Origin of the sequence: Bradyrhizobium sp. Mp19, assembly GCF_029952935.1 — a bacterium.
GTDB classification, from domain to species: domain Bacteria; phylum Pseudomonadota; class Alphaproteobacteria; order Rhizobiales; family Xanthobacteraceae; genus Bradyrhizobium; species Bradyrhizobium elkanii.
Genome location: NZ_JASAUT010000018.1, coordinates 115,088 through 139,268, shown reverse-complemented (window position 1 = coordinate 139,268; position 24,181 = coordinate 115,088). Strand labels below are relative to the sequence as shown.

24 protein-coding genes and 2 pseudogenes are annotated in these 24,181 nt (G+C 60.1%); 4 read left to right on the top strand and 22 right to left on the bottom strand.

Going from position 1 to position 24,181, the window contains the following annotated elements:
• Window positions 1–1,439: 1,439 nt before the first annotated feature.
• Window positions 1,440–1,634: an isochorismatase family protein gene (locus QJT82_RS21030; protein WP_245288924.1), complete on the bottom strand. Its 195-nt coding sequence runs from the start codon at window positions 1,632–1,634 to the stop codon at window positions 1,440–1,442.
• Window positions 1,635–2,718: 1,084 nt separating this feature from the next.
• Here QJT82_RS21030 and QJT82_RS21025 point away from each other — a divergent pair.
• Complete coding sequence (locus QJT82_RS21025; RefSeq protein WP_028344423.1) at window positions 2,719–3,231, top strand: DUF892 family protein; 513 nt, start codon at window positions 2,719–2,721, stop codon at window positions 3,229–3,231.
• A 784-nt stretch (window positions 3,232–4,015) separates the two neighbouring features.
• Here the strand turns inward: QJT82_RS21025 and QJT82_RS21020 are convergent.
• The 8 genes from QJT82_RS21020 to QJT82_RS20985 form a co-directional block, all read right to left on the bottom strand.
• A complete protein-coding gene (locus QJT82_RS21020; protein WP_051448158.1) occupies window positions 4,016–4,558 on the bottom strand; it encodes a DUF1003 domain-containing protein in 543 nt (180 codons plus the stop codon).
• Window positions 4,558–5,019, bottom strand: a complete 462-nt coding sequence (locus QJT82_RS21015; protein WP_028344424.1) for a low affinity iron permease family protein — start codon at window positions 5,017–5,019, stop codon at window positions 4,558–4,560. Before QJT82_RS21015 ends, QJT82_RS21020 begins: the two co-directional genes overlap by 1 nt.
• Before the next feature lie 407 nt (window positions 5,020–5,426).
• On the bottom strand, window positions 5,427–6,053 hold the full coding sequence (locus QJT82_RS21010) for a YihY/virulence factor BrkB family protein (protein ID WP_245288925.1): 627 nt from the start codon (window positions 6,051–6,053) through the stop codon (window positions 5,427–5,429).
• Window positions 6,020–6,334, bottom strand: a complete 315-nt coding sequence (locus QJT82_RS21005) for a hypothetical protein (protein WP_245288926.1) — start codon at window positions 6,332–6,334, stop codon at window positions 6,020–6,022. Before QJT82_RS21005 ends, QJT82_RS21010 begins: the two co-directional genes overlap by 34 nt.
• A gap of 26 nt (window positions 6,335–6,360) precedes the next feature.
• Complete coding sequence (locus QJT82_RS21000) at window positions 6,361–7,080, bottom strand: hypothetical protein (RefSeq protein ID WP_028344425.1); 720 nt, start codon at window positions 7,078–7,080, stop codon at window positions 6,361–6,363.
• Complete coding sequence (locus tag QJT82_RS20995) at window positions 7,077–7,493, bottom strand: phage holin family protein (protein ID WP_259266140.1); 417 nt, start codon at window positions 7,491–7,493, stop codon at window positions 7,077–7,079. Before QJT82_RS20995 ends, QJT82_RS21000 begins: the two co-directional genes overlap by 4 nt.
• Entirely contained in the window at window positions 7,490–8,059 is a 570-nt protein-coding gene (locus QJT82_RS20990) for a hypothetical protein (protein WP_259266139.1), read from the bottom strand. The genes QJT82_RS20995 and QJT82_RS20990 overlap by 4 nt, the downstream gene beginning before the upstream one ends.
• A 10-nt stretch (window positions 8,060–8,069) precedes the next feature.
• Entirely contained in the window at window positions 8,070–9,053 is a 984-nt protein-coding gene (locus tag QJT82_RS20985) for a DUF3618 domain-containing protein (RefSeq protein ID WP_259244577.1), read from the bottom strand.
• A gap of 268 nt (window positions 9,054–9,321) precedes the next feature.
• Here QJT82_RS20985 and QJT82_RS20980 point away from each other — a divergent pair, with 268 nt between their 5' ends.
• Both QJT82_RS20980 and QJT82_RS20975 read left to right on the top strand, forming a co-directional pair.
• A complete protein-coding gene (locus QJT82_RS20980; RefSeq protein ID WP_259244580.1) occupies window positions 9,322–10,227 on the top strand; it encodes a sensor histidine kinase in 906 nt (301 codons plus the stop codon).
• 211 nt (window positions 10,228–10,438) lie between these two features.
• Complete coding sequence (locus QJT82_RS20975) at window positions 10,439–10,663, top strand: GreA/GreB family elongation factor (protein ID WP_259245206.1); 225 nt, start codon at window positions 10,439–10,441, stop codon at window positions 10,661–10,663.
• Between the two features lie 87 nt (window positions 10,664–10,750).
• On the opposite strand, the gene QJT82_RS20970 is transcribed toward QJT82_RS20975, so the two are convergent.
• The 13 genes and pseudogenes from QJT82_RS20970 to QJT82_RS20905 form a co-directional block, all read right to left on the bottom strand.
• The gene (locus QJT82_RS20970) at window positions 10,751–11,848 is read right to left on the bottom strand and encodes a trypsin-like peptidase domain-containing protein (RefSeq protein WP_259244582.1); all 1,098 of its coding nucleotides are present in this window, start codon (window positions 11,846–11,848) and stop codon (window positions 10,751–10,753) included.
• 133 nt (window positions 11,849–11,981) lie between these two features.
• Window positions 11,982–12,317, bottom strand: coding sequence for a hypothetical protein (locus QJT82_RS20965; protein WP_259244584.1), 336 nt, complete (start codon window positions 12,315–12,317; stop codon window positions 11,982–11,984).
• Between the two features lie 139 nt (window positions 12,318–12,456).
• Window positions 12,457–12,915 (bottom strand): Hsp20 family protein, encoded by a 459-nt coding sequence (locus QJT82_RS20960; RefSeq protein ID WP_259244585.1) that lies wholly within the window; start codon window positions 12,913–12,915, stop codon window positions 12,457–12,459.
• 532 nt (window positions 12,916–13,447) lie between these two features.
• On the bottom strand, window positions 13,448–13,780 hold the full coding sequence (locus tag QJT82_RS20955; RefSeq protein ID WP_155258833.1) for a hypothetical protein: 333 nt from the start codon (window positions 13,778–13,780) through the stop codon (window positions 13,448–13,450).
• A gap of 196 nt (window positions 13,781–13,976) precedes the next feature.
• The gene (gene groL / locus QJT82_RS20950; RefSeq protein ID WP_259244588.1) at window positions 13,977–15,599 is read right to left on the bottom strand and encodes a chaperonin GroEL; all 1,623 of its coding nucleotides are present in this window, start codon (window positions 15,597–15,599) and stop codon (window positions 13,977–13,979) included.
• 57 nt (window positions 15,600–15,656) lie between these two features.
• Window positions 15,657–15,971, bottom strand: a complete 315-nt coding sequence (groES, locus tag QJT82_RS20945) for a co-chaperone GroES (protein ID WP_194456115.1) — start codon at window positions 15,969–15,971, stop codon at window positions 15,657–15,659.
• A 559-nt stretch (window positions 15,972–16,530) separates the two neighbouring features.
• Entirely contained in the window at window positions 16,531–17,424 is an 894-nt protein-coding gene (gene rpoH / locus QJT82_RS20940; protein ID WP_035633255.1) for an RNA polymerase sigma factor RpoH, read from the bottom strand.
• 1,196 nt (window positions 17,425–18,620) lie between these two features.
• Window positions 18,621–19,175 (bottom strand): hypothetical protein, encoded by a 555-nt coding sequence (locus QJT82_RS20930; RefSeq protein ID WP_028344071.1) that lies wholly within the window; start codon window positions 19,173–19,175, stop codon window positions 18,621–18,623.
• A gap of 22 nt (window positions 19,176–19,197) precedes the next feature.
• Window positions 19,198–19,359, bottom strand: a complete 162-nt coding sequence (locus tag QJT82_RS20925; protein WP_075968978.1) for a DUF2934 domain-containing protein — start codon at window positions 19,357–19,359, stop codon at window positions 19,198–19,200.
• A gap of 382 nt (window positions 19,360–19,741) precedes the next feature.
• Window positions 19,742–20,329 (bottom strand): annotated as a pseudogene (locus tag QJT82_RS20920) (ROK family protein); the annotation flags it as partial.
• Window positions 20,330–20,453: 124 nt separating this feature from the next.
• Window positions 20,454–20,931 (bottom strand): annotated as a pseudogene (locus QJT82_RS20915) (DUF3147 family protein).
• Entirely contained in the window at window positions 20,928–21,275 is a 348-nt protein-coding gene (locus QJT82_RS20910) for a DUF3147 family protein (protein WP_016841014.1), read from the bottom strand. Before QJT82_RS20910 ends, QJT82_RS20915 begins: the two are co-directional and overlap by 4 nt.
• Window positions 21,272–21,877, bottom strand: a complete 606-nt coding sequence (locus QJT82_RS20905; RefSeq protein WP_028344070.1) for a cupin domain-containing protein — start codon at window positions 21,875–21,877, stop codon at window positions 21,272–21,274. Before QJT82_RS20905 ends, QJT82_RS20910 begins: the two co-directional genes overlap by 4 nt.
• 798 nt (window positions 21,878–22,675) lie before the next feature.
• Between QJT82_RS20905 and QJT82_RS20895 the strand changes: the two genes are divergently transcribed.
• A complete protein-coding gene (locus tag QJT82_RS20895) occupies window positions 22,676–23,944 on the top strand; it encodes a DUF892 family protein (RefSeq protein WP_028344069.1) in 1,269 nt (422 codons plus the stop codon).
• The last annotated feature ends 237 nt before the right edge of the window (window positions 23,945–24,181 follow it).

Here is a 24,181-nt window from a genome sequence, read left to right as displayed (position 1 = left end):
CGCGACGACTGCAAAAGCAAGCTTTCTCATGTCCCTTTCCTCAACTTCTTAAGCGCTTACGCGCTTGCCTCTTATTAATGCTCCAATTAGCCGAAGCTCGGTTCGGCCATACATTGAATTAGAACCGTCCGGGCCGAGTTCAAGTAACTCGTTGCCCAAAGAGGGTGAGAGCCATGACGTGACGCGAAGACGATCTCGCAAGCCTAGGACCGCGGCGCCTATTCGGGAGGGAGAGTGACGTCAGACCACCGGATTGAATACGCCGTCGATCATGACCGGCTCAGAAGCGCGTAAGCGGCACCTACTATAAGTCCACGAAGCCGGCCAAAGACGTATTGGCTAGTCCTCGAATCGACAACGGAGGGGCTAGAAGATAAGGTCAAGCAACAGCACTGCGCCGGCAATGCCGAGAAAAACGATGATGAGAGTCCAATCGCGGCTTTCTTCCGACATGGTCCCACCTTAGAAACGAACGGCCCCGGCGCAGTGGGAGAGCACCGAAGCCGTTAAGTAGTCCCACTCCATCGTGGAGAGATAACTTCGCGGACTACTGCTTGTTCCCGGGAAGAAACGGCCCCAGCGAGAAGGTAGCTGAGGCCGATCCGACGCCAAGCTGCGGGTGTCCGAATCAAAACAGTACCCAAGACAGCATCCAAGTCGGCAAAGACCTGTTGGCCGAAAAGAAAGAGCCCCAACTGCGAAGCTGGGGCCAGTGTGAGGCTGGGCGTCCCAGTGCCGGTAGCGGTGCGGCACCGAACAGGCGGCCAATGCCACGGCACGCGCCGCCCTCCTGTCCACAAAACGGCCCCAGCATCCGGATCATGCTGGGGCCAGGCCGGATGGCCGAACCGCTGTCCATCGAGAGCAGCGGTCGTCGTTTTAGGGCTGAAAGAATACGAAATAAAAATTGCCTGCCGTATTGCTCGGATAATGCAAACGACGCCGGTTCCGGAAATAACCCGTGTGAACTTTGGAAAGCAAAAGTGCCATTTTTTCCTGCCCCTTGACGGGATTGCCGAAGACAGTTTCACTTGGGGTCTCAGCTCTCTCCAGGCTGAGAACCCCTACCGTGCAAGGCGAGGCCCCGTAGGACCCCACAACGGGGCCTCGCTGCGGATTGGTTATGCGACGGTGGGCCGGCAAGCTGTAGCAATTCGATTTGACGTACCCCAGCCAAACTTGGCTCTTGGTTTTGCGTGGAGTTGCGTTATGCGCTGGTCCCGTTGGACACCCTCGATGGTCTCTTGGACCGGTCAGAGCGTCTTCCCGGTCGCTCGCTGACGACTTCGGGAAGGTCGGCCAGGCGTGGCCTTAGGCCGACCTTGAGGCGACCGGCCTTAAGAGGGTCATTCAGCAGAACACCGCGGTCCGCTCCGCGCCATGGCAGCGATCATGCGCTCCATCGTTGCGCCAGGCCGCGACGGGGCATGCACGTCAGCTTAATTGGCGCTGATATCCGTCTCTCCGCCGGTAATGATGACCGTATCGATGCCATCGCTGCATAGCTGCTGGTGAAGATCGCTGCCTTTCCACGGCGAATAAACATGTTTGTCGAAAGTGCGGGCCGGAGGAGTAAACTTCACGAGGTCGGGGACTGATCCCGCCATCTCTGGCCCGATGCTGTCGATTGTCATCGACCCCCACCGTTCGTGGTAGTGCCGCGACATACCCGCTCATTGGGCCGGCTTGCGGGCGGAAATGAAGCGAGTGAACAAGCTTCTCTCGGGATGGGCAGCTGTGACGGCGAGGATATTTGGGAGAACTCGCGGAAGCCACGGCATCTTCACGGTGGCTTCAGCGAACATTCGCTGCATATCGACGCAGATATGAACCTCGCTCTCACCGGGCGACCCGTACCGAAGTTCATGGTCCTTCGCCATTGTCTTAAATCCCGGAAAGCGAGCTCCAACAGAGCGAGACCCAATAGTTCCTGCGTGCTCGAGGGTTGTCGCCAGAAACTCGCCGAGCCCGGCAGCAGGTGGACGTGGCGTGATAGATTTTAGCAAGAATATCGACGCGGGCTATCGGAGCGGTCCCGGCCAAACCTGACGGCGCTAGCAAGGCGACCGACCCGGGTCAGCATGACGACGTTCACCGAATGGACGGCTCCGGCGAAATGCGCCATTTCGTTTGTCTTGGCATGCGAGAAGATGAGAGCGCGGAAAGCGCAGTTCTTGAACTTCAGAAGCATCGCTCCCAAAAGAAAGCGCGCGGGCCCCGCTCCTGAGATCGCGAGCATACCGCGCGCCTTCGACTGATCTTTTCTATCGCTTTCCGCCAATGTTCTGCACTTAGCTGAAAATGCTTGATCGGAAAATGCCGTTTATCGGACCCAGCATGTTCATCTTACTGCAGCCCGAGCAGAGCTTCTGAGTCAAACCAGACATTCGCACCTCAGTGATGCATGAAGATTGCAAGAAGAATGATGATCGGAAGCGGTATGCCGATCAGCCAGAGAAGCGCTCCTTTGCCGAAACCCATAATTTCCTCCTCAAGTTTGTGAATGACGCCAGACCAACCCAACCTCGAAATCGTTGTTCCTGCAGCTGGCAACCAAATCGGCCAAGCAGTCAGTACCGCCAGAAGCCCCTCCCAGTGGCGTTCTTGCTCCCGCCTCCGTAACGCATGACGCGCGCTCGGCCGAGGGTCCGCTATTGTCCTAATTGGAACCGGGTTCCCTGCCAATTGTTGTTGTGCGCCACTTATGAGGAGCACCGCATGGCAAGGAAGCCGAAGAAGCTGGAAGACCTTTTCCACGAGACGCTAAAGGACATTTATTTCGCTGAAAACAAAATCCTCAAAACCCTCCCCAAGATGGCGAAGGCGGCGCAGTCGCCCGACCTCAAGGCGGCGTTCACGCAGCATGAGCGCGAGACGAGAGCCCAGGTTAAGCGACTCGACCGCGTATTCAAGATCATCGGCAAGCCCGCGCGCGGCAAAACCTGCGCCGCCATCAACGGCATCGCCGAAGAAGGCTCCGAGATCATGAAGGACTTTAAGGGAATGCCCGCGCTCGATGCCGGTCTTCTCGCAGCCGCCCAGGCCGTCGAGCACTATGAGATTTCGCGCTATGGCACACTGTCCACATGGGCTGAAGAGCTGGGCTACGATGAAGCGGTCCAGCTACTTGAAGAGACCCTGACCGAAGAAAAGAAGACTGACAAGACTCTGACGGGCATCGCCAAGTCAGTTGTCAACGTTGAAGCCGAGAACGAAGAGGAAGACGCCTGACTGATGCCAAGCGCGACTCCAGCCTGGACGACGCCGCTTTTGACAGGTTTCTAGCAGGCGACCCAGAAAGATCGCCTGCCTCCCTCAGGATTTTCACCCGCGCCTCTTCGACGCCCAACCATGCGACACGGTCGAGCTCTGCAAAGCGCTGCAGCCGTCCGTGGCGCCACACCATTTCAAAGCAGCTGCTTTGAAAATCGACCGCACTCCAACGGCTCGCCGACGCCCAGCCGTGCACGAATTTGCCGCCGAGCTGTTCTGCCTCCCCCAGTGCTATGAAAATGCTAGGCGGCACATGACCTGTTTCTTCCGCGAACTCGCGTTTAACTGCGGCGGAGCTTCACTTCAAAAATCTGACCTTTGGGAATAGTCCACGCGCCCTCATCCTTGTTCGTCCAGACGGCCCCCCAGGATGCCCAAGCAGGACTTCAATCGAGCCACATTCTTGCGGAGTTTCTCAAGGCTCGGATGCGAGCCGGTCTCGTAAAGTTTGGCAACCATATCGGCGATGGCATCGCCTATGCCCGTAATGTCGGAGAGCGCGCCTGCTTCGATGAGCCTCCCCGCTGCTGCGACAACGCTGACAGGCTGGTGGCCGCACGCAGATAGGCCTTTACACGGTAGGAATTACGGCCGCAATCCGCGACAGCTGGCCGATCAGGCTGGTGGTCGTTTCCGATTATCTGGATCAACACCCAGTGCTGCCGCAAGGGTCTCGGTTTCTCAGGAAGCCTTCTGCTCCGCCTAAATTGATCGCGGCGCTGCGGGGGCTCGCGGCATAGCGTTATCTGACGGATTCGTCGCCTGCTTCCTGCTGTGCCCTGAGATCCTGGGCGATCTCATCGACCTCCGTTTCGTCCGCAAGCTCTTCGCACTGCGCGTCGTTTTCGACAGGGCATTTCAGGTGAGCGGCGATCCGTTGTAAAAGAGCAAGGGATAGCGTCGACTCCCGCTCGGCCAGCAGGTTGATCTGCAGCTCCAGGTGATTGCGCCGCTCGAAAGCCCGATCCGAGATGTTTTGCCGGATCAGGACGCAGGACGTCAAAAGGACAGCCTCAAGCGCAAGCACGAGGGAAAGAAGCGGAAAGGGATATTCATCAAAGCGCCAGCCGGCTTTCGGTGCGAGCGTGTTAATCCACAGCCACAGGCCTACGCCGCAAGACTGGATCGCAAAGAAATAGGGCGTGCCGACGAAACGGCCGACGGCGTGAAGCGCGCGATGATGGAGGAGGAGCTGCTCCTCGTCCTCCTTTTCAATCCGCAGGATCGCCTCAATGTTTCGTGCCGAAGCGCCCGAGATGTGATCGGATGGCGCAGCGTCCTCCACTAGTCAGCCGCCCGTTCGGCGGCGTGCCGGGCCCTTCGCCCCGTCGCCTTGACGCTGTCCTCGCCGGCTTTCTCCGCTTTCGCGCGGGATTCGCAGGTCTTGCGCAGCTGTTCGAGCTCCTCATCGGTCAGGTGCTCAATGCCGACCAGAGAATTCCGGGCGGCGCCGACGCGGATCAACTCATCGAGTTTTACCTGCATGGCAGCGCTGTCGCGGTTCTGCGAATTCTGGATAAGGAAAACCATAAGGAAGGTGACGATCGTCGTGCCGGTATTTATGACGAGCTGCCACGTATCCGAATAGCCGAACACTGGTCCGGTCACAGCCCAAATGATGACGACCGCCGCGGCGAGCGCAAAAGTCGAGGCATGCCCCGCGGCTTGCGCCGTCCGGCTCGCGAAGGCGCCGAAGAACTTTGCGGGACCGCTCTGCTGTTCCTGCAATTGCTTTTTAGTACTCATGATCATCTCGCCGGACAGCAACGGCACGGAACCTGCAAAGTTCCACTGGCGTCAGCAGGCGGCCAAGACAACAGGCTATCCCGCGAAACCGCTGTTTGATCCTCCCGACTTGACTCGGTCGGGGTGAGCCTCGGACTTCCCGACGCTGGCCTGCGAGCGATCCGGCCATATCTCCTGCGCCGCGTCTCGACAACGGAGCAGCGGACGTCGGACTCGTCGCGGGAATGCTATCAAATCCCGACGTACAGGGCGTCTTCGCCGTCCCGGAGACATATCGCACGCAATTGCGTCTATGGTCAGGCCCTTCGACACGGAGGCCGGCAGACAGGAAGTTCTCGTCCGGTTGACACGCTCGACGGCCTCGGCTCGCGACCGGCCGGTTTAAGTGCCCGGTGTGGTGCCTTCGCTCAGGGCGCGCTCTTGGAACGCCGTGCTTGCTCGCCTCTCTGACGCGGCTGCGAGAGTGGTCGCACGTTCGTGCGATTGCTTCGCTCTTGTGGCTTGAACGAACCCCGATGCTTGGCGTAGGCGTGGGTGATCTCCGCGCCCATCAGGATGATCTGCGGGGTGTAGTAGACCCAGATCAGCACGACGACGATCGAGGCAGCCGCGCCGTAGGTCGACTCCAAACCTTGCTTGCCGATGTAGAGGCCGATCGCAGCCTTCCCTACTTCGAAAAACAAAGCCGTCAGGAGCGCGCCGAGCCGGACATCGCGCCAGGCGACTAAAACATCCGGTAACCATTTGAACATCATCGCGAACATTATCGTGACGACGGCAAACGATACCAACGTACTAACGACATGTAGCAAGCCCTCCGGCAGGTAGGGAGCTACGAATTTGCCGGCCGCGGCCAGGCATGCGGTCACCAGGAGCGAAACGAGCAGCAAAAAGCCGAGGGCCAAAACGGCGGCGAACGATAGCAGGTAGTTGCGGGCGAAATGCCAAATCCCGCTCTGTTCCGATTCCTCGACCTCCCACACGACGTTGAGCGCGTCCTTCAACTGTACGACGACGCCAATCGCGGCGAACAAGAGGGCGCCGACGCCGAGAACCGTCGCCAGAATGCCCTCGGCGGGGCGGCTGGCTCCCGCCAGATCGCTTCGATTCCGGTGTCCCCGAGCATGTCCTTCAAGGAGGAGGTGACTTGTGAGGTGACGGCGTCGTAGCCGAATAACAGCCCCGCGATCGCAATCGCGATCACGATAATAGGACCCAAGGAGAATACCGAGTAGTATGCAAGGGCGGCGCCCTGCCGCGCATCCTTGTGGCTCGACCAACTGGTCGCCGCCTCTTTCGCGACCGTCCACCACATTGCAGCTTCTCCGGTTCGCTTCAGGCTTATGGCGACTTCAGCTTTTCCCGTGCCGCATCGGCAGCATCGATGCCAGCTTGCTTCACCCGATCGATGGCTTCGGCGCCGACGTCACCGACTTCGGCGCTCAGCGTATCGGAGGCTTCGCGCAGACTTTGCGATACCGCGCTGGCGCGCGTGTTCAAGTCGGCTTTGACATCGTCGCTGAGCTTGCCCACCCATTCATTCTCGAGATCGGAAGCCCGGAACGCACCCGCAATTGCCGCACCGATTGTCAAGCCCACGGCGCCGAGGACGAGCGGCTGCCGGTCAAGCATGTCGGCCAACGATGACTGCGCTTTCGTGAAAGCCTCTTTTCCGGGCATGCTGAGGTTCTCGCGCGCATAGGCGACGCCGTCGTCGAATCGATCCTTGATCTTGTCCGCCGCTTCCGACATGGCGTCTGAAGCCGCGCTACCGGCCTCGCGTGTGGTTTCACCGAAGCCTGTGGCGTCATCATGATCCATTTCTGGCGCGGTCGGCGGCGCAGCGGTCCTTTGGAGTCCGGACGCGGCCGCGCGAACATTGCGCGCGCCGAGATCAACGATCGGCGAAGCCGCCGCTGTCGCCGATCGCGTCGCGCTCTTGAGCTTCTCGTCGCCTGCTAGCAGCCAGAGCGCACCGCCTCCAATCAGTGCTGCGGCGAGCGGGTTTTCCCGCACCGCCGTTACGAGACTATCGAAAAAACTCGTCTGCGTGCTGCTCATCGCACCATCCCCTTCACGGTATCCTTGTCCTTATCGAGCTGCCGCATGGTTTCCCGCGGCACCAGACCGCGGGCATCTAGCCGGTTGATGCCGATCGCGAACAGTATACCCGCGATCACCGCGGCCACGATCGCCGACGTCAAATAGGAGAGCGGCTGTGACCATCCAGCGCCAATCATCGCCACCGATAGGGCGAACAGCGCCATCACCAAGGCTGGGATCACCAGGAGGGCACCGCCGGCGATGAAGACCAGCGCGCTGCCGACCTTCTGAACCTTTTCGCCTAACTCGGCTTTGGCGAGATCCACCTCGTTCTGGAACAGCTTGGCGAACTGCGACAACGCGTCGCCGAGCAGCGTCGAGATGGTTCTAAGATCGTTCTGACTTGTCCTGATATCGTTTTGGATGCTCATGACACGTTGCTTTGCTGCGAGGATGACGATTGTTCGCGGTGTTTCGAAGATGAGGAACGCCCGCCCGACGCCCTCAGAAAACGGACTGCCGCGAAACCGGCAAGGACCGAAATCCCTAGAAACGCGGCCGGCTGCCGCTTCGCAAAATCGGTGGCGCCGTCGACGAGGTCGCGAAAACTTCCGTCGCGGACTTTATCGGCCGCGTCATCGACATATTCGGCGGCGGAAGTCATGCCACGAGCAGCAAACGGCGCATCGCTCTCGAAGGCGCGTGCCGCTTCACGAATGTTATCGGCAAGGCGCGCCATGAAGTCCGCGCCCGACCGCTGCTTGTCGCGCGCCTGGTCCTCGATCTGGTCCACTGTCCCGGAAGCCACGTCTTTGGCGGCGTCAGCCGCTTCCTTGAACTTGTCGCTGGCGACATCGGTCGACGCTCGGAGGGCGTCGCCGGCGCGCTGTTTCACCTCTGCGCCGGCATCGGCCATCTGGTCCTTCAAGCTCTGCGAAGGGCCGGTATTCTGGTTCTGCGTGAAATTCGTCTCTTTAGTCAGGTCCACATCGCTCATGATCGTTCTTTCAAGTGTTTGGGTTTGGGGAAGGACTGAAGGCCGCCCTCACGACGTCATCGGCAGCCTCTTTGAGTCTGTCGGCCACGTCTTCTGTCATGCGGCTGGCGTGCCCGCCGAGATCGGCCTCGCCGACGCTTCTTGCCGCCGCGTCGGCCGCCGACATCGTCGCATCCTTGGCTGCTTCGAAACCGGATTGTGCAGCCCCGCCCGCCGCCCGTTTCACGCTGTCGCTCGCCGGGCCCATCGCCTTGGCTTCGGCGGTTGTTTCGGGAAGAGCCGCGGCAAGGATGGCGCCGATCGCGATCCCAAGACCGGCGATTAAGGCGGCATTGTCGCCGATGAACTGCCGGGCCTTTGCAGGCGCCGTGGCCGCCGCGTCCTTGACCGCGCCCGCTCTCCCCTTGACGGCATCCATGCCGCTCTTGAGCGTATCGCCGACAGTGCCGGCGGCCTGCGCCGCCCGCTTGCCAAGATCGTCGGCCAGGGCGGCAGCGGCATCTTGCGCATCGCTGGCCATGTCGCTGGCCTGACTTTGAGCCGAATTCAGCCGGTCTCTCATGTCGCTGCTCGGCGCGTCCACTCGGTCGGCGGGCTGATCCAGCATCTCTCCCGCCTTCTCCATCACCGGTGCGGCCGCTTCCGCGGCCCGCTCGCGCACCGTCTTCGAGGTGAGGGCAAGGCCAGCCCCGATCATCAGAAGTGGTAGTGGAAAACCGCGCGCCAGGCGCAGCAGCGGGATTGCGACCGCAGTGCCCGCAGCGACCGCCTGCATCGGATTGTCCATGGCTTGTTGTTTCAGCGCCTCGACCCAACTCTGGGTCTTATTGCTGATGTAATCGGAGACTTCCGACTTGATGTGTTGCGGCGAGACCTTGTGGCGGAGGTCGTCAGCGGTATCCGATATCCGCTCCCTCAACCTATCGACCGTCACCGCGAACTCGGCACGGCTTCGCTCGCACTCCCCCCTCAGCTCCTCCACTGATCGCGTCATGGAATTACCCTCTTGGATTTTTGGTCGGTTCTTTCGGGACGAACTCACGCTTTGTTGAATCGTTCCTCAGGAGCAGAAGAGAGGCAGGCCCAGAGCACCCCACTTTGGTTTAGGCTCAGCAGTCCGCGCGCCCGGCCGAAGCGCTTGAAGCAAGCGACAGGAACGCGCCGACAAGCCGGTTCGTTGCTTTCCATGGACCGGCTCCTGCTTCGCTTCATGTCCGTCACGCCCAGATATCCCCTCCGTCACGCCCAGATATCCCCTGTGGGTGCGGTACCTCTTGAGCCTCGGGCTTGTCGGGTTGGCATTCGTCGCCAAGCTCCTGCCGGACGATCAGTTGAGACCCGATCCGCTGATGCTGTTCATCCCGGCCATTTTCCTGGCCTCAGTCATCTTCGATCGCGGCTCAGGCTTTCTCGCCACCGGCGCGAGCGCGGCGCTGGCGGCGCGATACTTTATCCCTCCGCCTCCGAGCGCCGCTATCGCGCCGCTCCTGATCTTTCTCGCCAGCGGGCTATGTCTTGCAGGGGTAACGGAAGCCCTGCGCACGGCACTCCAGAAGCACTCGGAGGCAAAGGCCTACGCGGACGTTCTCATGATGGAGTTGGCGCACCGGACCAGGAACGACCTCGCGACGATCATGTCGATCCTCCGTCTGCAGGCGCGATCGGACCCTAATCCCGCCGTGCAGGCGGCAATCACCTCCGCGCTGGCGCGGATTGAGGTTGTCGCGAAGGTTCATGATCGCCTGCGCGACACGCCGGTCAACAGCTCGGTCGACCTCCCCGCTTATCTTGAGGCGTTGTGCGGCAGCCTTTCGGATCTGCACCGGGGAGTGCGCCCGATCGCGATACGGGTGTCCTGCGACGAAATCGCCGTCAAGAGTTCGCAGGCCGCATCCGTCGGCTTGATCGTCAACGAGCTGGTGACAAACGCGTTCAAGTACGCGTTTCCGGAGGGGCGCCCAGGCGTCGTGGAAGTCGACGTCCGGAAGAGAAACGAAAAGGTCGTGATCACGGTGAGGGACGATGGAATCGGATGCCCCACCGAGGCGAAGAGCGGTTTGGGAACCCGCCTGATCAATCTGATCGTGGCCCAGATGCAGGGAGGCATGACCAGGGCGCCGATGGCGCAAGGCTGCGAGGTGGAAGTCGTAGTCGTCATCGAAAGCTGATCACGAACGCCTACCCGAAGTTCGGGAATTCAATCGCTGATGCATCCGACTCTCAACATGCGAGAAGCCGCCTTGGCTTCGAGCTTCTGCACATAGTCCGCAAGGCTGAATTGGCGCTTGAAATTGCGGGTTGAAATGCTGCGATGGAGGAACTGGCGCTCGCCTTTTTCAGGCTTACTGCCCTCGATGGTGACTGATCGGCGTGATCGAGATGCTATTCGGCGCGACGGTCACGCTGACGGACCAGGACACGGGCGAGGAGCGAATTTGCCAAATCGTTGGCGAGCCGGAAGCCGACCCGGCAAAAGGCAAGATCTCGTTCAGTTCCCCGCTCGCACGGGCGTTGATAGGCAGGTCCAAAGGCTCAGTCGTAGCCGTCCAGACCCCAGCCGGCGACAAGAGTTACAAAGTTGAGCAAGTTAGATGGCTGCCCTAAAAGCAGAGGGGCTGGGCTTTTTAGTCAATACGCCTGCCAGAGCTGAATTTGGCAGTCGACCGGCCAGATTGTCTTGAACCTTTTGCATCAGTGCAGCAGGCGAGTGGATGTGCTGCTTGCCTGGACGGGCGGAGCAACTTTCACGACTGCGGAACTGGTTTGACCGCCCCGCACGATGGTGAGCTTCACATCTTGACCGACACGCGAAAGGCCGATCTTGTTACGAAGTTGCGACGCGGTGCGGATCCGACGGTCGTCTGCCATGACAACAATATCGTCCTTCCGCAAGCCGGCCCTTGCAGCCGGAGAGTCTGCCGCGACCTCTGCGATCACCGCGCCCTCGTTGCGCCCTTGTTTGGTCGACGGTTGGAGTTCGCGCAGTGAAACGCCAATGCGGCCTCGCTCAACGTGTCCCTTATCTACAATCTGCTCCATAACGATCCGGGCCATATTCGCGGGAATAGCAAAGCCGATCCCGATATTCCCTCCGCCCGGCGAAATGATCGCGGAGTTGATGCCGACCAATTCGCCGCGGAGATTCACCAATGCGCCGCCGGAATTTCCCGGATTGATCGCAGCGTCGGTCTGGATGAAGTCTTCGTAGCCTTCCTTGCTCAAGCCAGTGCGACCCAGCGCACTGACCAGGCCGGACGTGACAGTCTGGCCGAGTCCAAAGGGATTGCCGATCGCGAGCACGAAATCCCCGACCTCAAGCGCATCACTGTCGCCGAAAGGAAGCGCCTGAAGGCCGGCAGGGTCTTGGATCTGCAGCACTGCAACGTCAGTCGGCGGGTCGCGCCCGATTACCTTCGCAGATAGCTGTCGGCCGTCCTTGGTCGTAATCCGAACGACCGAGGCGCCTTCGACAACATGATTGTTGGTCAACACATAGCCGCGCCTGGCATCGACGATGACTCCCGAACCGGTCGAATTGATTTCCTTCTCGACCTGCTTGGGAATGTCGAAAAACTCACGAAAGAACGGATCGCGGTAAAGCGGATTGTCCTCACGGACACGGCCGTGCACGGAAATATTAACAACCGCGGGTGTCACCTGTCGAACTACCGGCGCCAATGTTGGCACAGAACCACCCGTCTTCAGGTCCGGCACTTGGGATATAGCCGGTGAAGTCCCGAACAGCGCCACAACCAGAAGCCATGCCAATATTGTTCGCTGACCCAACATTCCGATCACCCTTGCGTGCTTGTGGGATCGTCAATCTGAGGCAGACGCGTTCCTTCCAATGCTAGGAGCGGAATTGCCCAGGCTGCTGCGGCATGGCCAAGCAGCACGATCGCTAGAACGGCTTCCGTGACCATCACAGCGCCCTCCGCTGAGCGGCGGCAGCCCAGAGCCGCCGCAGCCGCATGGGGACGCCACCGCCACGGGGCGGATCGTCATCGCCGTCTCCGTCGAGTTGGCGCAACGCTGCCAGTATGTCCGCCAACTTCACAGCGTGGCCCGTTCCGGGGACCTCCCGCAGGTCGGGACAGGATTCCACGGCGTACATGTCCGACGCCCACGAGGACAGGATGATCCGCTTCTCAGGCGTCGAGAGCTCCATGTCATTCAGGACTTCCGCCGGAGAAACGTAGTGAGCGGCGGGGTGGAAAAATGGGTGCAGACCACCGCCGTCGATTTTTACGTTAGTCATGGCTCGCCTCCCTATTCACTCCTTTCCAAGGGATGGTGCTCGAGATTGAGGTGGCGGCGTAGTCGATGTCGCCACCCTGAGATGAGATAGGACAGAGAGCGACTTCCGTTGAGAATCGCCCGTCCCTGGATCGAGGCTATTAAGCGGCCTTCTTCCGCTCAATCTGAGACGAAGCAACTGCTCCACTTCCGATCTGGATCTTGCGCGGCTTCATCGCCTCCGGAATCTCTCGAACGAGATCAATGGTCAAGAGACCGTCCCGGAAGGATGCCTGCTTGACCTGGACGTACTCGGCCAGACTGAAGACTTTCCGGAACGGTCGCGCCGGAATACCTTGGTAGAGATACCGGCGCGCAGCCCCGTCGGACTTCTTGCCTTCGATCGTGAGCGCATTTTGCTCCGCCGTCACGGAGATGTCACTAGCGCCGAAACCTGCCACGGCCAGCGTGATTCGATAGTGATCCTCACCGGACCGCTCGATATTGTATGGCGGATAGCTATCCTCATTCGGCCGGCGCGACATGCCGTCGATGAGGCCAGCCGAGTGATCGAAGCCGACGCTGGTGCGCCACAGGGGCGTAAAATCAAGTGTCCTCATAGCCAAGTCCTCCAAAGAGCAATATGGATACGAAGCAAGGCAGGATGGGAGTTCGGTTATGGTCGAACACCCCGATCCAGTACCTCGTGCCGAGCCCGGCCTGGCGCTCGACACACCGCAGTCGCGGTCGAGAAACGAACTAGAACTAACGTCCGTGAGTTCAAGAGGGGCATGCGCATTTTTCTTCAAGAGGCTCCCTTGGCGGCTCAGTGACTAGGCGGCCACGCGATCCGGAAGAGCACTCTGGCGTAAATCATCCATTACTTGCGGCTCTCGCTCAATCCGGGCTTGATAGAGCTGCGCTCTTGCTCGCTTCTCGCCGTTGAGAGCAGGCGCTCGTAGTGACCGATCACCTTCAGACGGCCTCGGATGAGGAAGTCGCGGACGCTAAGCTCAAGTGCTGTGCTTGAGGTTGCATCGGAGCTCCTGCACCGAAAATGCTTCGCCGAATTCGGTCCCGACATGATCGTCGCTCGCTCTTGACCAGATTGCGTAAGGTAGGGAGCGGCCTTCGCGGGCCGCTCACTGACGTTCAGCTTGCTGCCAACGGTCCCGCGGGATGGGGCGACGGCTGCGGCCAGATGCCGGGCGGCGCGGAGGTCGGCGGCAGCAAGATGTCGATCTTCATCGTTGCCGCCGCAGGCTGCCACTTCAGCCACGGCATCGTGTCGAGATACGGGATTGGCGGCAGTGGTAGTCCAGTGAACGCACCCTGTGTAGCCTCGGCTCCCCGCGGGCTTTCCACGCCGTAAGCACCGAAGGCGGTCAGGGACATTCCGCTGCCCATTACCAGAGCGAGCAGGCGTCGCCGCAAACTGCGGTTGGTCTCCGTCCGGGCGGAGAACGTATGGTGATGGCTCAGCATCTATACTCCTCCCATCGTTCGAAAACAGATCCAGGCAATGGTGACAAAGCTCAGGTAGAACATGAACCGGTGGATCGCGTCCTGCCTCATCCTGAGCCGACGACGATTAGACTTGTTCATGGGAGACTCCGTTTTGGAAGCGATCTTCTCTCCTCTCACTGGTAGAGCCCGGCCTTGATCGGCCGGGCTCTCTTGTTCAGAAGTCCATGGCGGGAGCTGCCGGAGCGGATTCAGCCTTCTTCGGCTTCTCGGCCACGAGTGCCTCGGTGGTGATCAGCAGCGAGGCCACCGACGCAGCGTCCTGCAAGGCGGTGCGCACGACCTTTGCGGGATCGATCACACCGGCTTTCACCAGATCCTCGTACTCGCCAGTTGCCGCGTTGAAGCCCCAATTGTAACTCTGGTGCTCCAGAAGCTTGCCAACAACCAGTGAGCCGTCTTCGCCGGCGTTCTGCACGATCTGCCGAGCCGGCATCCGGATGGCGCGACGAACGATGTCGATGCCGGCCTTCTGGTCGGCGTTCGCGGTCTTGATGCCGTTGAGCGCTTCGAGGGCACGCAGGAGGGCAACCCCGCCTCCGGGGAGAATCCCCTCCTCCACCGCCGCTCGAGTAGCATGCATCGCGTCGTCGACACGGTCTTTGCGTTCCTTGACTTCGACCTCCGTCGCACCACCCACACGGATCACTGCGACGCCTCCGGCGAGCTTGGCGAGGCGCTCTTGCAGCTTTTCGCGATCATAGTCGGAGGTCGTCTCCTCGATCTGGAGCCTGATTTGCTGGGCGCGCGCCTCGATATCCTTCTTGGCGCCCGCGCCCTCGACAATGGTGGTGTTGTCCTTGTCAATGACGACCTTCTTGGCGCGCCCGAGCATCTTCACTGTGACGTTTTCCAGCTTGATGCCGAGGTCCTCGCTGATGACATTGCCGCCGGTCAGGATCGCGATGTCCTCCAGCATGGCCTTGCGACGATCGCCGAAGCCAGGTGCCTTGACGGCCGCGACCTTCAGTCCGCCGCGCAGTCTATTGACGACCAATGTCGCAAGCGCTTCACCTTCGATGTCCTCCGCGATGATCAGGAGCGGCTTACCGGACTGGACGACCTGCTCCAACAGCGGCAGCATGGTCTGCAAGCCGGACAGCTTCTTCTCGTGAATCAGAACGTAGGGATCCTCAAGTTCGACGCGCATCTTCTCGGGGTTCGTGACGAAGTAGGGCGAGATGTAGCCGCGGTCGAACTGCATGCCCTCGACCACTTCGAGCTCGGTATGCAGGCTCTTGGCCTCCTCGACGGTGATCACGCCTTCATTGCCGACCTTGTTCATGGCGTCGGCCAGGAAGCGGCCGATCTCGGTATCACCATTGGCGGAGATTGTGCCGACCTGGGCGATCTCGTCATTGGCGGTGATTTTCTTGGCGTGGGATTTCAGATCGGTCACGATGGCCTCGACAGCGAGATTAATCCCCCGCTTCAGGTCCATCGGGTTCATGCCGGCGGCGACGGATTTTCTGCCTTCCTTGAAGATGGCCTGAGCGAGCACGGTCGCCGTCGTGGTCCCGTCGCCGGCTGCATCGCTCGTCTTTGAGGCGACCTCGCGCACCATCTGCGCGCCCATGTTCTCGAACTTGTCTTCCAGTTCGATCTCTTTGGCGACGGTTACGCCATCTTTGGTGATGCGCGGCGCACCGAACGATTTCTCGATCACGACGTTACGCCCCTTCGGACCGAGTGTGACCTTCACCGCGTTTGCCAGAGTGTCGACGCCCCGCAGCATGCGCTCTCGGGCCTCGGTTGCGAACTTTACGTCCTTGGCAGCCATTTTGATCTCTCCTTTCCTCTTATGACTGTCAGCTTTCCTCTTATGACTGTCAGCGCCCTACGCTGCCTTCTTGACGGCGCCTGCCTTGTCGATGACACCCAGAAGGTCGCTCTCCTTCATGATCAGGAATTCCTCGCCGTCGATCTTGACCTCTGTACCGGACCACTTTCCGAACAGGACGTGGTCACCGGGCTTGACGTCGAGTTGAATGAGCTGGCCTTGTTCGTTGCGTGCACCGGGGCCAGTGGCGACGATCTCGCCTTGCTGCGGCTTCTCCTTTGCTGTGTCTGGAATGATGATGCCGCCGGCGGTTTTCTCTTCGGCGTCGAGACGTCGCACGAGCACGCGATCGTGCAAGGGACGGAAATGCATGCACATCCTCCTTGGGTAGGTTCAGCGATGTCCAAAACCGGGTCCATAACGGCCCCCGGGCAAAAATCCACCTAGGAGCGAGGGTTCTACTTTCAAGAGGTTGGAAGAAAATTTTTGCGGCGAAAGCCGGATCGTCGATATTGCTCGCGGCTCGTAACCGGAGAGCATTCTCCTGCGTCCGGAAACGCTCAGCGCACCTTGAGAATTGAAACCGTCAAACCGAGACGTTGTCTCGGCTTCAGAACAACTCTGCGCGGCAAATTTGAGCATCGTCGAAAGGAGGGTAGCCAGAGATGCGGAGCTTAATGGTACTTGCTGCTCTACTCGGGATGGTGGTCTCGCTGCAGGCGAAGGAAGCGGATTTATCGCGCGCAGTGCGAAGCTCCGACGCCGTCGATAAGCAGCTTGTCAGTGATCAAAGCGGCCAGCCCCCAGGCAAGAACAAAGTCCGGTGGCCGCAAGGACCGTGATTTCTCGGCCGAAGCCATCGTGCTTGACATCTGCACCGGCTGCTGATTCATCGATCAGCAGCCGGCCAGCGGTCTTTTGTGTTCTGCTTCTAGTATGCGCTTGCTGAAGCAGCCTCAAGATCCGGAAGGCGTACGCACATCATCGTCTTGATGCGCTTCAACGCACGCTGTTCGATCTGGCGGATACGCTCACGAGAAATCCCGAAGGTATTGGCAAGATCGTCAAGCGTGCTTTGCTCTTCCGCCATGTAACGGGCTTCGACGATGGTGCGTTCTCGCGGAGAGAGCGCACTCAGCGCCTCCGAGAGTGCGGCCTTCTGCCGTTCACGGTCTCCGGTCTCCACAAGCTGGGTCTCAGGATCAGGAGATGAATCGGCGAGCCTGTCTTGCCATTGCTCGCCTTCTTCGTCACTGAGCTGAACGTTCAGCGTCATATCGCCACGGATCCGCCCGTTCATCTCGACGACGTCACTTTCCCTAACATGAAGATGTTCAGAGATCTGCTTCACCTGCTCCGGCGAAAGCTCGCCATCATCCGGCGCACCAAGGCGTCTCTTCAACTTTCGAAGGTTGAAGAACAGCTTTTTTTGTGCCGCCGTTGTGCCGAGCTTGATGAGTGACCACGATCTCAGGACGAACTCCTGCACGGACGCCTTGATCCACCAAGCGGCATAGGTCGCCAGGCGAAATCCCTTCTCAGGGTCGAACCGCTTGACGGCCAGCATCAATCCGACGTTGGCTTCCGAGATGAGGTCGGCGATGGGCAATCCATAGCGCCGATATTTCAGCGCGATCTTGGCGGCCAATCGCAGATGGCTCGTCACCAGACGGTAGGCAGCTTCGCGATCCCCAGAATCCCGAAGCCGCCTTGCATACATCACTTCTTCGGATGCATCGAGCAGCGGGAAGCTTCGGATCTCTTGCAGATACCGAGACAACCCGGCTTCCGAATGGATGGCAGGGAGGGCTGACTTGATTGACATGACTTGCCCTCCCTCAGAAGCCATCGCCGCTCTTGAGTTCTAACGAGCGGCCATACGGAAGATGCAGCTGCGAGACCCCACCGAGGCGAGTAAGGCTGATCGGCTGCCAAGCGACAATACGGGTCGTTTTCATATCCAAATCCTCCATGGAGCAAAATGGTACGAGCCGCCGTGTCGCCTGACTTAGCTGGGCCATGAGGCGCCCAGCGACACTCAGGCCGGCGGCGCCAAAAGAACTGCGAAACCAGCGGGTTGTTCCCCGTATCAGCTAGCCAATTCGGAAGCCAAACTGCCGCTGCCCGATGAGGCGGAGGAGGAGCCCGACGCCTCAGGCGGCTTCCGAGTGCCCAATCCGTCAAGGGTTTCAAACATCTCGTAGACTTGGGACATTCCGAACCTTGGCCGAGACGTATACCGATCGAAGTCGGGGCAGCGGTGCGGCACGGCTAAGTTTAAATGGTTTGCGCCGCCGGCGAGGCACTCATCCGCGAGGCCGACGATCCTGCTCTGCCAGAGCTGGAACAAAAAGATCTGCGCCGACGGCGGGCCCGGTCGACGCATCGCCCTCGATCGACCAGGCCATCAAGCCGGCTATCCGTGGCTCGAAATCAAATGCTCGCGGTGCAAGACACCGCGCGCGGTCGCGCCTAGCTGCGCTGCGCCACGTTCCGACCACCAACGTGCGCGATCTCGCCGGTCGCCTGCGCTGCGTGAAGTGCAGTACGGCGGGCAAGCGGCCGGCCGCGGAGCTGCTGCAGCTGTGGCGGCGCTGCCCGACCGGAGATGCGACGTGACCGAGCTCACGCGCCGGCGCGACCGAGCCGTAGCCGGGCAGAAATGGAACATCCTCTATAGCGCGTCGTCGTTGGCTCAATCGGGCTGCGCACCGGCGCACCGAACCATGCCGATCAGTGGGAATGGAATGCGGCTTTCATCCGGGCTGCGACCGGTCGAGCGGAGGCCCGGCCGCGACCTTTCAAGAAGCGCGCGCGGCGTTCGAAGTGGCATGGGGCGAGTTGCTGCCGCCCCTACAATCCGCGCCTCGTTGAGATCGTGCCAGGACACCTAATGTCGGCGATTCTACTCATCGAAAGGACCGAATGGCCGTGCGAGGAAAGCCAGCCACAATAGCGGACCTTAAAAGTCCTGTCGCTCCGATGACGGCAACCTTCATTGATGGTGCTCCGCGTTCGGAGCTAAGCCCTCTTCCGCGACCGTAAGCCTCGAACGAATTCCTCCATATAGGGAAGGACTTCAAACAGCAGGACCGCGAATAGAAACGCCGCCACATACGTCCATGGTAATGGCTCTCGCTTCAGGGCGAGTTCGTAACGTGCGGGCCCAGAACCCAGTCCCCAAAGGCTGAGGAATTGCGGCCAGTTTAAGATGATGACGATCACCATCGCCATGAGAGGCATCAGCTCGAGAAAACTATGGACCTGCTGTTCGATGGGCGTGATGCTCCGCTTATGGCTGGCGAATGTTGTATCCCAGAGGGCTGTCAGCTGGTGCGTAACAAAGCCGACGATCATAGCCGCAATAATAAGAGCGTTGATTTCAAAAAAAATCGCCGCCAGCAATGGTATCGCAAGTTCGATCAACATCAACAGATGAAGTAGGGTTTCCTTATAGCCGCTTGTCGTCTCAATCCGAGATGCGCGATGGCAAAGATAATCAGCAAACCCCGCCAATAACCAAAGGGGCAGCACAAAGTACAGCAATACAGTTTCGGCTGCTGCGGAATGAGACATCCGGTTAGCGCTTCTTCTCTGCTTACAGGCTATCTGGAGTGCGGAGAGGAGATGACTTGTCCTCGTTTCGCAACTCCTGCTCCGCCAACCGCCAGAATTCTTCCTCCCTGCCTTCGGGCTTGCCGCTTCGCTCCCATATCTCGTAGGCGCGCTTCTCGATTTCCTTTTCGGTCGGTTGGGTCACCACGTGCCTCCTTCAACTCTGTAGGGATCGTGGGCTGGGTTTCCGCTAATCACGGCCTCTTCGACGGTTAGTCGTCAGCGACACGCTCGGCCGCCGCTATCACAGCAGTCATTTCCACTCGCTAGCGCCGATCCCTCCTTCCGGTGATAAACCCGCGAAGTCAGCGAGGTTCCTCCGTTGAAACCTTGCCCTATGAGCGGCAAAAAGTCGCCCTTGGCCGAACGAAATCGCGGCGGTGACCGCCGCCTATGCCAGTTCAGGAAGGAAATTTCAGCTGCCTCCTGAGATGCCGATCTTGGTCTCCCCCAAAAACGCGTTTCACAACCCAGCCAACGATCGGCCCTCATTTTACCGGTTATCGAGCCACCTTCTTCCGATAACCTCAGCGTTCGCCTTTGCCATTGCGGTTGGTAAAGCGGGCGTTGCCGAGACCGGTGCCGATCGTCAGCACGCCCCAACGCTTCACGTCTTGCATGAAGGGGACCTTAGAAAGTCCCTGCACGACCCCATCGTTGTGCATGATGACGGCGGTGTCGTTCTCCCCGATCTGCGGGATCGCCTGGACGAGACTTGCGGGTAAATTGAACTTGCTGCTCTCCCAGTTGCCGGGCAAGTTCTGCGCGCCCTTCTCGATCGAGCCGTCGCTCTTGATAACGCCTGGGCATGCGATGCCGATGAATGGCGCGAGCTTGAATCCCTCGTCTTCCGCCTTCGCGATCAGTTCTTTGAGCATCTTGACAAGGCGCCTCACAGCGTTCTCACGCGACGGCTCGTCGTCGGCATGACGCCATAGCTCGAACTGCCACACGCACGCCTCGGAGAGGTTCGGCGCCTTCTTGCGTCGCGTTTCCACGACGCCGCAGCGGATGTTCGTGCGTCCGATGTCCACGGCAAGGATGGAGTCGTGCGCTTCGAAGATCCAGGATGGAGCGCGATATAGCGCGCCGATAAGGCCGGCGTCGTCCGGATGAGGCTGGGAAATCAATATCTGGGGCCGGTGACGGGTGCCGATATGAATGCCCGGAAGGTAGCTCGGCCATGACGAGATCAAACTTCCTCATTGCGAACTAATGAAGAGAAGATCGCCAGCCCGTCTATCGCGTTCGCGAATTCGTGGAGCCGCTGGGCTCTTTCACGGTCCGCATCGATCGAATTTTCCGGCGCACGTACCAAGCCGCTACCGCGACAGTCAACCAGGCGAGGGAGGCGCCGACGAAGACGGCGGGGATGTTGCCGCGTGGGATTAGCATCGAGAAACCAACCGCGAAGGCCAGCATGCCCAGCGCGCCGAGCGCAGCGCCAGCGGCATCGACGGCGGCCGCCATTTGCCCGCGGCGCTTGCCGGCGAGACCCGCTTCGCGCTTGCGGCGAATTTCATGCTTCTCAATCAGCGTTGCGCTCGCGCAGAATATGGCTGGAAGGGCAAGAAAAAACGCCACCGATGACTGCTCCATAGCGACTGCTGATGAGGCCGGTAAAGACGGTCGCAGCGCCGCCAAGCACGAAGCGAATCAGATATTCGTACCAGCGGCCTTCCTTGAGAGATGACGTTGAAAGGCGGATCGGGCTCACGTCTGACCTCCAGCGAAAACCAGCAGCCCGAAAGCGGCGACCAGCCAAATGACGAGTGACAGCAAGGTCGCCGTCACCGCTCGCAGCTTTGCGCGGACAAGCAGATGGCAGGCGACGACACTGTAGATGGCGAGCGCAACCGCTCCCGCAATCATCGCCTGAGCTTGCAATGCGGCGTAATTGACCCCGTGCTGATACACCGCGATCCCAAGCGTCGCGAGCGCGACCGAGGGCGCTGCTCCGAACAGGCCGGCGAAGCTCTTTGGACGCAGGAGATCTCCCAGCATCGCGAAGGCCGATACGACGGCGCCCCCGAGGACGAAGCGGATGACGTACTCGGTCATTTCGCTTTCTTCCAGAGCTTCGAGAGCGGCCCGCCGGCCCCAGAGACCGGATCCTTACGCGGCACCGAAACCTTCGGAATGGCTTTCAGCGCCCGCTGACGGTCTTCGACGCTCGTGCACTCGTCGTATGTACCGGTCGGCGGGTATGCCCCGATGACGAGGAACTCATCGCCCGCGGAAAGGCACTGATGTCCTGTGCCGGCGGGAAGAACCGCGATGTCCCCAGCCTTCAGGGTGAAGATCTTCCCTTTGTTGCCGCCGAACCGAACGCGGCCCTTGCCGCGCGCGATGCCGAGCACCTCATGGATCCTGGAGTGATAATGCACGTAATCGTAGATGCCATCCCGCCAGCTATCTCCCCATCCGTTCGCTTCGAATAGGTCTTCGATCACGGCTGCGGCGTCCAGGTCTTCGTCGAAAGCGACCGCGTTTCGATACAGTACGAGCGGCCATCGCGGGTGATTTGGAATGAGACCGTCGTCCTTAAAGCGAACCGTAACAGGCTTTCGCGCTCGCGCGAGATCCACAGCCTTCCGCTTGCCGGGGCGCTTCAGACCGGTTGCGCGCTCCATGTATCCCTTCAGGTCTTCAAGAGTCGGCATGATCATCCTCCTTTGAAATTCCGTTCGAGTAGCCGGTCCAAAGCCGGAGGCCCCGTTCGAGAATCGCCCCGAGTGCGAAGCCGGCAACGACATCGCTCGCCGAATGCGCCAGGATCGCAATGCGAGTGAGCGACAGCCCGACCGCAATCGCGCGGATCGCCCGCCGGGGACCAGCCGGCAACCCGCTGGCCGCCGGTGCCAGTCCATGTGCAGCGCGTGGCCTGAGGGAAACGCATCTTTTCGTTTGCCGGAAAGCGGGACGCCATGCATATGCCCAATCACCGTCCGACGATCCGGCCGAGTTTGGTCGAATACGAGTTTTAAATCATCGGGCAGCAGCGACGCAGTGACCGTCACTGGCAGAGCATGGTTTCCTGCGCGCCGCAGCGGCACCCCACAACCGCGCGAGCCAAGCCAGCCGACGGCTGTTAGGACCAGAAGAAGCTTCTCATCTGCGCCCCAGGTCAGGGCGCGGGCCACCTGCTCCGGGGCCGGCGCCGTGCTGCGGGCGATTGAATGTGCCACCGCGGCATCCGCTCTGGTCGGTCTAACATTCACCGGAAAGCTTGGACTGCGGCCAAGGCGCCTTGCTGACAAGCTAGCGATCTTGAACATGTCTCAACGATCGGAAAGATAAGTACCTCCCCAACGCTCAACGTGCCGTCGAGGTCCTCCCCCAGCTTTCCAAACAAGGAAAGTCGGCGGTTCGGCGTCCGGGCAGGAATCCTCCGTCCGATAGGAACAAACGATCCTGGCTTCCGTTCGGGATGATCTCCCCTCTCTTTGCAAGGCCTTTCGATGTACCACCATGTCAAGAAGCTGATGTTCACTGTCCGCGTCGACGAACCAGACCCTCGTTTTGGCAACATGCTTCTTGAACAGTTCGGCGGTGCCAACGGCGAGCTCGCTGCCGCGATGCAATATTCAATACAGGGGCTCAACTGCGAGGATCCGGATCGCAAGGACCTGCTGATGGATATTGGCACCGAGGAACTGAGTCACCTCGAAGTCGTGGGGACACTCGCCCGGATGCACCTCAAGCCGGCGAAGTTCGATCGCCAGGCCGCCGAAGCCGATCCCCTGATTGCGATCGCTGGTGGCGGCGGCGTGAACCTGTTCAATTCCCAGGGCAATGCGTGGACGGCCGACTACCTGAAGATAACCGGCGAGCTCGACGTCGATCTGCGCAGCAACATCGCCGCCGAAGCGCGGGCCAAGATCGTCTATGAACGCCTAATCAATTTCTGCGACGACGCCGGTACCAAGGACGCGCTGCAGTTCCTGATGACTCGGGAAATCACACACATGAGAGCGTTCGCGCTGGCGCTCGAGAGCATGGCCAAGCCCGCTTTCAGCATCGGCCGCATCGCCCCAACACCGGGACTGGTCGACCAGTTCTTCAACGACTCCACCGGGGCCGGCGACCACGGCGAGATCGACGCCCGCGGTCCGTGGAACGAGGGCAATGGCTGGGTCTTCACGGAATCGCCAGCGATCCAGGCTGACCCCGGCGCGTCCGCCGCGATCGTCGCGGAAAGTTCGCCGCCAGACGACCAAGCCGGGCTTGGCGACTTGTTGATCGATGAGCTACGCGACATCCTGCATGCCGAAAAGCAACTCACCAAGACGCTTCCGAAGATGGCCGAGGCAGCTCGCTTCGATCAGTTGCGAGAGCTGTTTGAGCAACATCTCGTCGAGACCGAAAACCAGGTGGAGCGCATCAATGAATGCTTCGAGTTGCTCGGCAAGACCGTCCGAGCGAAGCCTTGCAAGGGCATGATGGGGCTTATCGAGGAAGGCCAGGAAATCATGGCTGAAGGAGAGGAAAAGGAAGACGCGGCCGCGGACCTCGCCTTAATCGGAGCTGCACAGCGTGTGGAGCACTATGAAATCTCGGCTTACACCATGGCGAAGAATCTCGCCCAGCAGCTACGCCACAGTGCAGTCGTCGCGCTTTTGTCGAAGTCACTTGCGGAAGAGGAGAATTCTGATCAGTTGCTAAACCAAGTCGCTCGATCTCTGATGTCGGTAGCCAAAATGCCAGCCGCGATCGAACAGGCCGAATAACGCCGGCTGGCGGGGCCGCAAGTGCGCAGGGCCCGAAGGACCGCAAGACCAGCAGTTCCTGTCAGATACCGGAATGAGAGCGCTGCGCCAATACCTCGGTCATCTTTTGGGTATTCAGTATCCCAATATGATGGCACTTCGCCGGATTTTCGGCCAACATATGAATTGGATCTAGGATGAAAGAGGCCGCCGACTGAGGCGGCCTCTACGACATCAGCAGCCAAATCAACGCCGCGA

Coding starts and splice junctions, on each gene's coding strand:
- groES (WP_194456115.1), bottom strand. CDS start 15,971: ATGCATTTCCGTCCCTTGCACGATCGCGTGCTCGTGCGACGTCTCGAC.
- QJT82_RS20960 (WP_259244585.1), bottom strand. CDS start 12,915: ATGAGGACACTTGATTTTACGCCCCTGTGGCGCACCAGCGTCGGCTTC.
- QJT82_RS20995 (WP_259266140.1), bottom strand. CDS start 7,493: ATGAGCATCCAAAACGATATCAGGACAAGTCAGAACGATCTTAGAACC.
- QJT82_RS20990 (WP_259266139.1), bottom strand. CDS start 8,059: ATGAGCGATGTGGACCTGACTAAAGAGACGAATTTCACGCAGAACCAG.
- QJT82_RS21030 (WP_245288924.1), bottom strand. CDS start 1,634: ATGACAATCGACAGCATCGGGCCAGAGATGGCGGGATCAGTCCCCGAC.
- QJT82_RS21025 (WP_028344423.1), top strand. CDS start 2,719: ATGGCAAGGAAGCCGAAGAAGCTGGAAGACCTTTTCCACGAGACGCTA.
- QJT82_RS20910 (WP_016841014.1), bottom strand. CDS start 21,275: ATGACCGAGTACGTCATCCGCTTCGTCCTCGGGGGCGCCGTCGTATCG.
- groL (WP_259244588.1), bottom strand. CDS start 15,599: ATGGCTGCCAAGGACGTAAAGTTCGCAACCGAGGCCCGAGAGCGCATG.
- QJT82_RS20895 (WP_028344069.1), top strand. CDS start 22,676: ATGTACCACCATGTCAAGAAGCTGATGTTCACTGTCCGCGTCGACGAA.
- QJT82_RS20930 (WP_028344071.1), bottom strand. CDS start 19,175: ATGTCTCATTCCGCAGCAGCCGAAACTGTATTGCTGTACTTTGTGCTG.
- QJT82_RS20905 (WP_028344070.1), bottom strand. CDS start 21,877: ATGCCGACTCTTGAAGACCTGAAGGGATACATGGAGCGCGCAACCGGT.
- QJT82_RS21015 (WP_028344424.1), bottom strand. CDS start 5,019: ATGAGTACTAAAAAGCAATTGCAGGAACAGCAGAGCGGTCCCGCAAAG.
- QJT82_RS20955 (WP_155258833.1), bottom strand. CDS start 13,780: ATGCTGAGCCATCACCATACGTTCTCCGCCCGGACGGAGACCAACCGC.
- QJT82_RS20965 (WP_259244584.1), bottom strand. CDS start 12,317: ATGACTAACGTAAAAATCGACGGCGGTGGTCTGCACCCATTTTTCCAC.
- QJT82_RS20975 (WP_259245206.1), top strand. CDS start 10,439: ATGCTATTCGGCGCGACGGTCACGCTGACGGACCAGGACACGGGCGAG.
- QJT82_RS21005 (WP_245288926.1), bottom strand. CDS start 6,334: ATGTGGTGGACGGTCGCGAAAGAGGCGGCGACCAGTTGGTCGAGCCAC.
- QJT82_RS21000 (WP_028344425.1), bottom strand. CDS start 7,080: ATGAGCAGCACGCAGACGAGTTTTTTCGATAGTCTCGTAACGGCGGTG.
- QJT82_RS20985 (WP_259244577.1), bottom strand. CDS start 9,053: ATGACGCGATCAGTGGAGGAGCTGAGGGGGGAGTGCGAGCGAAGCCGT.
- QJT82_RS20970 (WP_259244582.1), bottom strand. CDS start 11,848: ATGTTGGGTCAGCGAACAATATTGGCATGGCTTCTGGTTGTGGCGCTG.
- rpoH (WP_035633255.1), bottom strand. CDS start 17,424: ATGTCAATCAAGTCAGCCCTCCCTGCCATCCATTCGGAAGCCGGGTTG.